This window comes from Terriglobus tenax (assembly GCF_025685395.1).
GTDB classification, from domain to species: domain Bacteria; phylum Acidobacteriota; class Terriglobia; order Terriglobales; family Acidobacteriaceae; genus Terriglobus; species Terriglobus tenax.
Genome location: NZ_JAGSYA010000004.1, coordinates 1,186,094 through 1,198,057 on the forward strand (window position 1 = coordinate 1,186,094; position 11,964 = coordinate 1,198,057).

The 11,964-nt window shown below is 61.9% G+C and carries 6 protein-coding genes and 1 tRNA gene; 1 reads left to right on the forward strand and 6 read right to left on the reverse strand.

Translation table 11 applies throughout. The features are described 5' to 3' along the window. Window positions 1–13 precede the first annotated feature (13 nt). Together bcsA and OHL13_RS10385 are read right to left on the reverse strand one after the other, a co-directional pair. Window positions 14–4,588, reverse strand: coding sequence for a UDP-forming cellulose synthase catalytic subunit (gene bcsA, locus OHL13_RS10380; RefSeq protein ID WP_263410055.1), 4,575 nt, complete (start codon window positions 4,586–4,588; stop codon window positions 14–16). Beyond that, entirely contained in the window at window positions 4,585–6,660 is a 2,076-nt protein-coding gene (locus OHL13_RS10385) for a cellulose synthase operon protein YhjQ/BcsQ (RefSeq protein WP_263410056.1), read from the reverse strand. Before OHL13_RS10385 ends, bcsA begins: the two co-directional genes overlap by 4 nt. Before the next feature lie 246 nt (window positions 6,661–6,906). Here OHL13_RS10385 and OHL13_RS10390 point away from each other — a divergent pair. Then, a tRNA-Lys gene (locus tag OHL13_RS10390) sits at window positions 6,907–6,982 on the forward strand. Window positions 6,983–7,102: 120 nt separating this feature from the next. Here OHL13_RS10390 and OHL13_RS10395 read toward each other — a convergent pair. The 4 genes from OHL13_RS10395 to OHL13_RS10410 all read right to left on the reverse strand — a co-directional run bounded on the left by OHL13_RS10395 (window position 7,103) and on the right by OHL13_RS10410 (window position 11,957). Beyond that, window positions 7,103–8,311, reverse strand: a complete 1,209-nt coding sequence (locus OHL13_RS10395; protein WP_263410057.1) for an ATP-grasp domain-containing protein — start codon at window positions 8,309–8,311, stop codon at window positions 7,103–7,105. A gap of 9 nt (window positions 8,312–8,320) precedes the next feature. Then, complete coding sequence (gene rfaD, locus OHL13_RS10400) at window positions 8,321–9,304, reverse strand: ADP-glyceromanno-heptose 6-epimerase (protein ID WP_263410058.1); 984 nt, start codon at window positions 9,302–9,304, stop codon at window positions 8,321–8,323. A gap of 47 nt (window positions 9,305–9,351) precedes the next feature. Continuing rightward, the gene (gene hldE, locus OHL13_RS10405) at window positions 9,352–10,821 is read right to left on the reverse strand and encodes a bifunctional D-glycero-beta-D-manno-heptose-7-phosphate kinase/D-glycero-beta-D-manno-heptose 1-phosphate adenylyltransferase HldE (RefSeq protein WP_263410059.1); all 1,470 of its coding nucleotides are present in this window, start codon (window positions 10,819–10,821) and stop codon (window positions 9,352–9,354) included. Window positions 10,822–10,886: 65 nt separating this feature from the next. Beyond that, entirely contained in the window at window positions 10,887–11,957 is a 1,071-nt protein-coding gene (locus OHL13_RS10410) for a glycosyltransferase family 9 protein (RefSeq protein ID WP_263410060.1), read from the reverse strand. Between the last annotated feature and the right edge of the window lie 7 nt (window positions 11,958–11,964).

Consider the following 11,964-nt stretch of genomic DNA (forward strand, 5'->3'; position numbering starts at 1 on the left):
CACTTCGCTCGCTTTACTCGCCCTGCAGGCGGATTCTGGCCTTGCGGCGCAGCCATACCCGGATCAGCCCCGCCATCAGGAAGCAGAAGCCCATCACCAGGATCACGACCGTCCAGGAGAACTGCGTGAAGAACATCTTCAGGCGAGCCCACAGGGACAGATAGCCAACATGGTAGACATAGTTGCCAATACGGTAGGACGAAAACTTGTCGCCATGCAGCACGCTGACCGACTGCGCAATATCCGACGACTGCGAGTCGCGCAGGAAGGTCTTCAGGAACTGCGGAATCACCGAATGGTCGCGCGTGGCAATCACCACCACCGAGCGGCCCGAGTTATTCGGCCACTCGATGCCCTCCATGATCGCGTCCGGCAGTCCGCCGGCCATCTGCAGCTCACCCGTCTGCACATGGTCGCTCGAGCGCACCTTCCACCACGCGTTCTGCAGCGGTGTAAAGAACCCCTGCGTGTCCTGCACATGCAGGCCGCCACCATCGATACGCACAGGAAGATCATTCTTCAGGATGTTCAGCGCCGGCTGGTCTTCCACCGTTCCCAGAACGATGTAGTCCTTCTTGCTGTCGCGCTTCATGCCATCGGCCGTGGTGACCGTCACATCCGTAACCGGGTATCCGGTCTGCGCGCCAAAGTGCCCCATCAGCGTCAGCAGCTCTTCCACCTCGTCGGTCTGCGCATTGTCCGGCATCACCACCGCCGTCTCTGACAGGTCCTTCATGCGCGTAAATGGATAGCCCGCGTTCGAGAACAGTTCCAGGTTCGGCAGCACCGCCCAGTGCGGAATATCGCGGATATCCAGGTATGAGCCCTTCAGAATCGCTCCCTGCAGGTTCAGGGGAGCCGTGTCCTGGCACTTGCCCTTCTTCGCAATCTGGAAGACGAACTTCAGCATGAGCGAGTTCGAGAACGGCCGCATGTTCACCACAGGCACCGGAACCGGCGTCTGCAGCACGGCGCTTGCCTTGTCCTGGTGAGGCATGGGCGTGGAGCTCACATACGCTCCGTTCATGTACACCTGCAACGTGCTTTCGTTGGCCAGCGGTACCGGGTTGTAACGGTACTCCATGTGGAATTCAAGATTCGACTTGGCCACGCAGTCGTAGCAAAGGTCCGGCGGTACGCGCATATACACGCCCAACGGGACGCTGCCGTCGCCCTGCAGCTCGGCCTGCTGCGTGATATCGCCCAGCAGCCGCAGTTGATCGGTTGGCAGCCACCGCGGAGCATCGTCCGGCTGGCTGGCCGCGGGATGCTTCACCTGCACGCTTACCTGGCTTCCCTGCCACATGCTGCGTTGCAGTGCCAGCCCCATGGCAGCCTGGACAGCGTCTTCCGGACTGTCGCCCGTCAGGATCAGCACCTTGGAATAAGGGTCGCTGGGATTGGTGCGCATGGCCACCGTTGGCCCTGTACTTCCTGTCACACTCAGCGCCGCGGGCAGCTCTCCCGCGTTCTCGCTGATGATGATCGCGTTGCCTTGTGGGATCGTGCCGTAGGAAACCGGGAAGCGTACAGGACGGTAGTCCGTCAGAATGCCGAAGTACGAAGCAACAATGCTCGCGGCCTGCAGGCCCTTCGGCGAGGGCTGGTTCAGGAACACGATCGGAATCGACGGATGCAGATTCACCGCCGCGTCATAGAACGGCAGCGGCAACAGCTTCAAATCGTCCTGCAGAGGCAGCAGGTTACCCGCCAACTCAATGGTCGAGCTGGTGTCCACATGGCTCCACAGCGTGGAATGCGAAGGGTCCTCGCACTGCAGCGTGTAATGGCCTACAAACTCAAAGGTGATCTGATTGTCATGCACCAGCATCTCTGCCGGCATCTGCAGCGTGGCTTCCAGCAGGGCGTTGTTCTCAAACGCACGCGCGTTGCTCAGACTGTTCTGCGCTGCAACCTTCTGCTCGGGTGTCAGGTCGGCAGGCTCACCCACCGTATTCGGCGTCGTCGTTACCGGCAGCGTGGCAAACAGCGTGCCGTTCACGCTTACCTTCAGGTGGCTGATGGCCGGCAGCAGGCCCGGCGAAAAGTGATACCGCAGGTGCATCGTCGCGGTCTTCACCACCTGGTTCTGCGGAATCGAGAAATACGTGGAGTGGTACGCATCCACACCGCGCAGTACAACCGTATCCGGCACACCGATATCGCCGAGCGTGAAGATGTTGTCGAACTGCCCGGGAGGCACAGGACGCGCCTGCACGCCACCATCACGCCCCGCGGCAGCCATCGCCCCCGCCTGCGCTGAGCCGCCAACCGGCGCTACTCCGCCCGCATTGGGCGAGGTCGCCGGCAACATCGGCCGCGACTGCGCCTGCATCTTGCCCGCACCGGCCAGCATCGCTGCCAGCACCAGGATGGGAGCCACGCTGGTGGCAACCTTTCCCGCCGTCTTCTTCTTCATCAGGCTCTGAACCGTCTGCTTCAACCCAAACACCGCCAGCTTCAAAATGCGCAACAGGCTTACCAGCGGCTTGTCCACTTCACGGGATTCGCCCCATCCAAGCCACGTATCGGCGCGCGAGTACAACACCATCGTCAGCGCCTCTTCTTCTTCAATCGTCAGCGAATCAAACTGCGCACGCAGTTGCACGCCGTCATAGGACACCACCGTCGCCGGCAGAGAAGCATCCCCATCCAGCACCGGGAACACGATCTTCACCAGGTCACCCGCATGCAGAGACGCGTTGCCCTCCACATCCATCTGCAGACCGCCACTCGAGATGTCCGCCGTCTGGCCGGAGATGATCGTGCCATCCGGAGCGATCACATCCGCGGGCACGCTCATGGTGATACGCACCGTCTGCCGCCGCTGCTGGCTCTCCCACGCAACCGCAGTCGCAACGCCCAGGATCATGATCGAGAAGAGGGTCCAGATCACGTTCATCCAGATCGTTCCAGGATGCGTGCCGTCATACAGACCGCCCAGGTAGTTGAACGGGAATGGCAGCGCCGGCGAGAAGTAAAAATAGCGCGGAATCGCCATCAGCAACCCGATCACATTCAACACCAGCATCACAAGGAAGGGCTGCGCGATGCGGCTGTCAAAGAACCGGCGGTTCACAACGCCGCCCTTCGCCGTCACGTTGAACGAACCCAGCTTCGGATTCACCAGCGCCATCATGGTCGGCAGAAAGATGTACGGCGCAAGTACGGTCTCGTAGATCTCGTTCCAGAACGAGTGCCGGTGCTGCCCCTGAATGCGCGAGTTCGTAATGCTCGACAGCACAAGATGCGGGAAGGCATAGGCAAGAATCGCAGCCCAGTAGCCGGGAATATTCGTATGCCCCAGTACCAGGTAGATCAGCGGAGCCGTAAGGAAGATCAAACGCGGCAGACCATACAGGAAGTGCGTCATCGCGTTGAAATAGCACAGCCGCTGCGCCGGCTTCAGTCCCTTGGCAAACAGCGGGTTGTCCGTACGCATCACCTGGATCATGCCGCGCGCCCAGCGGATACGCTGCTTCACGTGACCGCTCAAACGCTCGGTTGCAAGTCCAGCAGCCTGCGGAATGTTGATATACGCCGTGTTCCAGCCGTTGATCTGCATACGCAGAGAGGTATGCGCGTCTTCGGTCACCGTCTCCACCGCGATGCCGCCAATCTCGTCTAGTGCCTCCCGGCGCAGCACGGCGCAGCTTCCGCAGAAGAAGGTCGCATTCCAGAAGTCATTGCCGTCCTGCACAATGCCGTAGAACAGCTCGCCCTCGTTGGGAATAATGCGGAACTGGCCCAGGTTGCGCTCAAATGGATCGGGCGAATAAAAGTGGTGCGGCGTCTGCAGCATGGCCAGTTTGCGGTCACGCAGGAACCAGCCCACTGTTACCTGCAGGAAGCTGCGCGTCGGCACGTGGTCGCAATCAAAAATCGCCACCAGCGGAGCATTCAGCCGCTTCAGAGCCCGGTTGATATTGCCCGCCTTGGCATGCGCGTTGTCGTCGCGCGTCATGTAGCCGATGCCTGCCTCTTCGCAGAAGCTGCGGAACTCTTCCCGCTTGCCGTCGTCCAGGATGTAGACGTTCAGCCTGTCGGCCGGCCAGTCAATGTTCATCGCTGCCAGCGCCGTATAACGAACCACGCTCAGCGGCTCGTTGTAGGTCGGAATCAGCAGGTCGATCTCGGGCCACTCGTTCGGATCATCCGGCAAAGCCACCGGCGTGCGCCGGAGCGGCCAGATGGTCTGCAGGTAGCCCAGGAACAGGATGATGAATGCGTAGCTCTCAGCCACGCACAGCGTCAGGATGAAGAAGGCGTCCAGCGGGCCCCACTTCGTTCCGGGGTCCTGGAAGAACTCCACCACCGTGGCGATACGCCAGTATCCATACCGGAAGGTGGAGAACATGGAGGCCAACATCAGCGTCAGCGTCACCAGGTAGCTGCGCGAGCTGCGGTCCATCCAGATCGTCACCAGCACCATCAACAGGCCAAGCACAGCCTGCTGTGGCCATGTCAGGCGCAGCATTCCCGTCGTGCCCAGAACAATCACGCCGCACAGGATCACCACGATCCTGACCAGCTTCATCCAAAGACTGTCACCTGATTCAAACTCACGCCACGCCGAGGTGTGCGTCATCGCTCAGTCCACCTTGCTCCGCGAAATCCTGCCGTCGCCGGCGCGGTCGCCGCACGCACCCACGTTGCCACATTCAAAAAGTCCTCTGAAACCGGGCTCGACGGCGCATAGTCAATCACCGTCATTCCTTCTGCCAGCGCCTCGCTCACCGCCGGGTTGCGGCGGATCGAGAACGGCAGCAGACGGTCGCCCACCAGCTGACGCATCACCTCGCGCACATCCAGGTGCAGCGGCAACGAAGCGTCGAACTGGTTCAGCACATAGCTTGGCCGGATCGGACGTCCGTCCGCGTCCGTAATACCGTGGAAGAACTTCTCCACCGCCTGCAGGCTGATCACCGAGTTCATATCCGGCGCCACGGGAACCACCACCGTCGGGTTCAGCCGGGCCAGGCGGCGCAGCAGCCATCCGGAACCGGAGCTCAGGTCCACCACCATGCGATGTGCACCCTGTCCATTGCGGGCAATCTCGTCCATCACCCACTCCTGCGTTCCCTGGTCATTGCTCTTCTGGTCCAGCTCGTAGTTCACCAGGTAGATCGGCGCATCCGTGCTTCCCGGCGGCGGCGAGAAGGTCCGCACCACTCCGGGGCGCAATTCGCGCGCTCCAAAGTAGAAAGGCAGAAGGCCATGCGAGGTGGTATCCGTCAGCAGAACCTTTTCCCCCATGCTGGACAAGGCACGACCCAGCGTCGCCACCATGCTCGTCTTGCCCACGCCGCCGGCCAGCGAGAACACTACCAGCGTAGGAATGCGGTACTCCTGCTTGCGCACCGGCTGCGGCTCAACCTGCTCCTGCGTGTGATCAAACACACCCTTCAGGGCAAACCATCGCGAAGCCACACGCTCGCGCGAATGCTGCAGCGTATCAGGAACCTGCAACGGAGCCTGCTCTGGCAGAGCCGGCTGCGGACGCGCTCCACGGTCATCCCCGTACAGCCACGCCGGACGTACCGGCTGTGGCTCACGCTGCGCCGCTGGCACCACCGCGCTCTGGCGGATCGGGGCCGGACGATACATCGGCGGCGCCGGTTCGTGCTTCTCCGGAATTGCCTCCATGCGCTCCTGCGGCTGCACATAGTTCCGCACCGGCGTCTCATGCACCGGAGGAATCATCACCTCATGCTGCTGGACAGCCGGGGGAGGCGGAATAAAGTTGCGGACCGGTTCCACGGGAGCATCCACCACGTCCAGGTGGCGGTGCAACACCGCCGGACGGTCGTCATACGGCTGCAGCGGACGCTCAGGAGCAGGGATAAAGTTGCGCGCCGGAGCCTCATAGCGCGGCTCCTCGCGATAAGCATCCATCTGCGCCGTCGGGACATCGGGATGGTATCCACGACGCGGCGGCTCCTGCGGTGCCGGCGGCTCGCCTGCGGTAAACTTCGGCTCCCGCGGTGTCACCGGGTCCACAATCGGAACCTTCTTCATACCGGACGAGAAGCCCGGCTGCACACGCACCGCAGCCCGGATAGCCGAGCTCTGCCGCAACGCTGCTGCACGGTCTCCGGAAGAGGTATGCGGACGGTGAATGTGATGCTCAATTTCGACATCATGTGACGGCTTGAGATACGGATCGCTGATCTCACCCGGTACCACCGGCTGAGCCTGATGGCCCTCCCAGCGCTGCTGCTGCATCTCGGCATGCGCATGCGCCTCTGCGGCCTCGCGCGCTGCACGGCGGGCAGCCGCCTCGGCAGCCGCTGCAGCTTCCGCATGGCGAGCCGCTTCCAGCCGGTCCTGCGCAGCCTTCTCAGCCTGGCGCGCGGCCTCGGCCGCAGCCGTAGCCCTCTGCGCCTCTTCGGCGTCCGCAGCCTCCTGAATCAGCCTCTGTGCAGACTCTTCCTCGCGGCGCGCGGCCTCTTCGGCATCCGCCTTGGCCTTTTCCTCGGTCTCGCGAGCCACTTCCGCCGCACGGTGCTTCATCTGAGCGCGAAACTCACGGCGCGACGCAGAAAAATCACGATACTTGGCGCCTTGCAGGTTCGCCCACGAGTACAGAACAGCGACGTCTTCCGGGGTCTCTTCAGCCGCCTTCTGCTCGCCACTCCGCTCCGGATTATTGGGATCCATGCCTTCTCCTTGAGCCTTGCGTGTCGTCGAACTGGTGGTCTTACCGTCCGGAAAAACACACTCTTTTCCGCAAATTTTCCAGCTAATGCCCTGAGCGTACTGAGCTTAGGAAACCAAGTCAATGACCGGAAGGTGCTACTTAAGTGTCACAATCCACGGATGTTGGAGCAGATCCCCCTGCATCCTGCCGCTTTCACAGGCAATGCACATGCTCTCCGCCCGTTTGTGCTAACTTGGTGAAAGTGCGAGAGCGTAGCTCAGTTGGTAGAGCATCGCCCTTTTAAGGCGCTGGTCCTGGGTTCGAGCCCCAGCGCTCTCACCACTCCTTCTTCCCTTCCTGTTAACTCCCGGCGATTCTATCCGTTCCCAGGGTTACCTTGCGAACACTCTGGTACCCACTTGGAGACGGGAATCCCCAACGCCAACGGACATGCGACCGGGCTTACGCCGTTGGTCGGTCTGCCGGAGCAGGAGCCGTCGCGCAAAAACGCTCCAGGAACTCCCCCGCATACTGCTTTACCAGCACATTCACCCGCTCGGCGCTCTCTGACGCCACAATCAATCCGGCATGGTGATGGTGCTTCAGCCTGTCTACAACCTCCGGCGCATCAAAGCCTGACAGGTCCGGCTCCGGCATCTTCGCCAGGCACAGTACGCTTCCCGCGTAAAGCCCCTTTTGACGGGGCAGGTCATACTTGGCGTCACGCATCGATGCCACCTCGATCCGTGCCCACTCCCGCCACAGGTTCGTTCCCGTCGAGTGTTCAATCACGTCCGAGATATAGGCTCCGCCCACGCGTGCCGCCGTTTCCAGGAAGTAAAACTCCCCATCATCTTCGGCCTTGATAAATTCCGTGTGCGTGACGCCGCTCATCATACCCAGCGCCGGGACCAGTCCCTCGTGGATCTCCGTCAGCATACGCGCGTCCAGGCTGTCACGATGGATAGAGCGCGTCGTAAACACGCCGCCCTCATGCATCACCTTCATCGGTGGAGCTCCATACTGGTGCACCGCGCTCATCCGCACCTGCTGCTTCCAGGTCACGCCGTCCACATGGAAAACCTCACCGGGTACAAACCGCTCCAGCAGGTAATGGCTCTGCTCATCCCCCAGCTCTTCCAGAACCGGCCACAGATGCTGAGGCTGATGAATCTTCCGTATCCCGATCGCCGAGGCGCTCGATCGCGGCTTCAGCACCCACGGCCCCGGAACGCTGGCCATGAACTCACGCAGATCGTCATAGTGCAGCACCGGGGTAAACTCCGGCACCAGCACGCCTGCCCGCTGCGCCCTCTGGCGCATCGCCAGCTTGTCGCGGAAAAACCGGGTGGTCGACTGCCCCATCCCCGGCAACCGCATATGCTCGCGGATCAGCGCTGCCGCCTCCAGGTCAAACTCATCCAGGGCCACCACTCGGTCAATCCGCCGGTGCCGCGCATGGTAGGTGACCGTGTTCAGAACCTGCTCCGGCGTCAACCGGTCCGGCATCAGCCACAGGTCAGCCAGCGCCTCCCGGGGCCACGATGCGTCTTTCAGCTTCTCCGCTGTCAGCAGCACGACATCGCAGCCCAGCGCCGCCGCTTCGCGTAAAAACGCCTTGCCCTTCTCATAGCTGCTGATGCATAGAACCGTCTGCCTGACGTCGTCCATACGTGTGCGCTAAAGCTGCAGCGGCTCCTCTGCAAAGGTCTGCTTCACGCCCTCTTCCAGGTCCGTCATCGCGTCGGTGTATCCAGCCGCGCGCAGGCCCGTGACATCGGCCTCCGTAAAGTGCTGGTAGCGTCCATGCAGGTCCGCCGGGAACGGCACGAAAGTGATCTTGCCCTCGCCATGCACGGCCATCAGTGCCTTGGCCACATCCTTGAAAGTCCGCGCCTTGCCGGTTCCGGCATTCACCACGGCCTTCACGGGCTGCTTCGGGCTTTCCGGCAGCAGCCCGCCAAAGAACATGTTGATCCGCGCAAGATCCTTCACAAAGACAAAGTCGCGCAGCTGTTCACCATCGCCATACGTCCCCGTACCCTCAAACATCCGGATTTCGCCGGTCTGCTTCAGCTGCTTGGAGAAGTGCTGCATCACGCTGGCCATGCGGCCCTTGTGGCGCTCTCGCGGGCCGTACACGTTGAAGTACCGCAGGCCCACCACCGTCGACTCGAAACTGTCCATCCGCTGGCGGACATAGTTATCAAACACCAGCTTCGAGTAGCCGTAAATGTTCAGCGGCTTCTCGTTTTCCTTGGTCGGCGTAAAGTTCTCGCTCAACCCATAGGTCGCCGCGGTCGACGCATACACCAGGGGAATCTTCCGGTCGGTAGCAAAGTGCAGCAGTTCCTTGGAGTACGTGAAGTTGTTGTCCATCATGTACTGCCCATCGTCTTCCAGCGTGTTCGAGCAGGCGCCCTGGTGCAGAATCGCCTTGATCTTCACGCTGTCCAGGTCGCCCGCATTCAGCGCCTCGCGGAACTCGCGCTTGTCCATGTAGTCGGAGTAATCCGCTCCCCACAGGTTCAAAAACTTCGGACCGCTCCAGTTCGGCGCAGGCGCAAAGTTGTCTACCAGCAGGATGTCTTTTTCGCCAGCCCGGTTCAGTTCATGAATCAGGTTGCTTCCGATAAACCCCGCACCACCCGTGACGATAATCAATGCGCTCTCCTCTACTTTGTCTTTCACTAACAACTGACAACTGCCCTTCAGCAGCCGCCTGTCAGCTTCTTCACAATGTTGGTTGTCGAGAAGCCCTCGACCGTCGGCACAATCTCCACGCGGCCACCTGCGGCAAGCACGACTTCATGCCCCACCACCGTCTCCACGCGATAGTCGCCACCCTTCACCAGAACACTCGGCTTCAGCTCCTGGATCAACTCCATCGGTGTGTCCTCATCGAACAGCACCACCGCATCGACCGCGGCCAGCGCCGCCATGACATGCGCGCGCTCCTTCTCCCCGACAATCGGTCGCGTCGGTCCCTTCAGGCGCTGCACGCTGGCATCCGTATTCATACCCACCACCAGCTTGGTGCCGAACTTGCGGCAGTCCTCCAGCAGCGTGATGTGGCCCACATGCAGCAGGTCAAAGCAGCCGTTGGTGAAAACTATCGTCTCGCCCGCGGCGCGCCACTCTTCCACACGATGCCTGATCCGCTCGCGGTCCAGTACCCGCTCATCCGAACGCAGGTTCTGGCTCGGCGTCAGCAGTTCCACCAGTTCATGCGCCGCAATCGGCACCGTGCCCACCTTGCCCACCACGATGCCCGCCGCCAGGTTCGCCAGCTCAATGGCAGACTCAATCTTCAGCCCGCCCGCAAGGCTTGCCGCCAGCGTGGCAATTACCGTGTCGCCCGCGCCGGAGACATCAAAGACCTCGCGCGCCCGCGCCGGCGAGTGATATGTGTACCCCGGGCGAATCACGCGGATACCCTTCTCGCTCATCGTCACCGTCAGGTACTCGAATTCATGCTCCACGACCTGCTTTTCGGCCGCATGCAGCAGCTCATCCAGCTCGTGAATCGAGACACCCGTTGCCTGCGACAGCTCGCCCAGGTTCGGACATACCGTCGTCGCACCGGAGTATTTGCCCAGGTCGCGGCTCTTCGGGTCCACCAGGATGGGAATTGCACGGTCCCGCGCCGCGCGGATCACCGCATGGCAAAGCTCCTCCGACAGAGCACCCTTGGCATAGTCGCTCAGGATCACCGCATCCGCCTGCGCCACCGACGCCACCGACGAATCAATCAGCCGCTGCATCTCTTCCGGCATCGGCTTCTTATGGCTTTCAATATCCAGCCGCAGCATCTGCTGCGTGCGCGCCACAATGCGCGTCTTGGAGATGGTCGGCAGGCTGCCGGTCACCACTGGCGCGTGGTTCACGCCATCCTTGTCCAGCAGGGCCATCAGCTCTTCCCGCTCGCGGTCCGCACCCCAGAAACCCGCCAGCGTCGCCTTCACGCCCAGACCGGCCAGGTTCATCGCCACATTGGCCGCACCGCCTGCACGCTCATACCGCTGTGCATGGCGCAGCACCGGTACCGGCGCTTCAGGGGAAATCCGCTCCACCTCACCATGGATATAGCGGTCCAGCATGATGTCACCGACAACCAGAACGCGAAGACCGGAAAATCCGCCCTCGAGTAAGCCCAGCACTTCATGAACCTGCGGAAGCATCGTCTCTCCTTCTCCCCATCATCGCATCCCGCGCAAGATCAATCATTTCCACACGAGAGCCTGTTCTAGGCCAAGGCAGCCCGAACCTCGTTCATCACCTCATCCACGGTGATCGACATCAGGCACTTCTTCTTCTCCACAATGCAGGTTTCCAGGCCACAGCCCCAGCAATCCACCTTGTGATAGACCACCCGGTGCCCCGGCCCATATGGAAACCATACCGCCGGCTTGTTACGAGCCGCGAAAATCGCTACGCACGGCGTCTGTACCGCCGCCGCCAGGTGCATCGGCCCGGAATCATGCCCCACAAACACCTCAGCCCGCGCAAAGGCCGCCGCGCTCTCCCGCGGAGTCAGCTTGCCGCACAGGTTCACCACCGGTCCACCGCCGGCCGCGCGCCACCCATCGGCCGCAGCCTCGCTCACCGCGCTCTCTTCAGGAGCTCCCGCAAGCGCCAGCCCGTAGCCCGGATACGCCGCCCCCATCTGCGCCATCAGCCCGCGCCAGTTCTCCGGGCCCCAGTCCTTGGCCTGCACCTTGGTACCCACGCTCACCGCAATCACCTTGCGATCGCCCAGCGCCTCCATCAGCGCACCGGCCTTGTCGATCTCTGCCGGAACCAGCTCCAGCTCCCAGCTTCCCGCCTCATCCAGGCGAGCGTCGCCCAGCGCATCGATATTCCGCGCCAGCTTTGCCGCCTCCGGCTCGTAGATGCCGTTCTCGTCCAACCGGTTCCGTTGCATGTCCTCGGTCAGAGGAAGTCCCACAATCGTCTTCACACCCGCCACGCGAAAGAATGCGGCATCGCGTCTGGCATTCTTCACACCGCGCCCCGCGGCCAGGTACACCAGCACATCCGGGTTATAGCGGCGGATCTCCCACGCCAGCTTCGCCAGCGCCAGCGGACTGCGCGTCCCCACCGTGTAACGCATATATTCGTGGATCAGCCCTGTCGGCCCCAACACCGCCGCTGCCGCCGGAGCCTTGCTGCTCACCGGCCAGTTGGTCAGCATCCGCCGTTCCGCATTCGGAAAGGCACGTGCAATCAGGCGCAGGCTCGGCAGTGCGACGAGCGTATCCCCAAGGCTTCCCAGACGGTAAACCAGTACCCGCTTCACATCGTGATTTGGAGTCATCGCACAT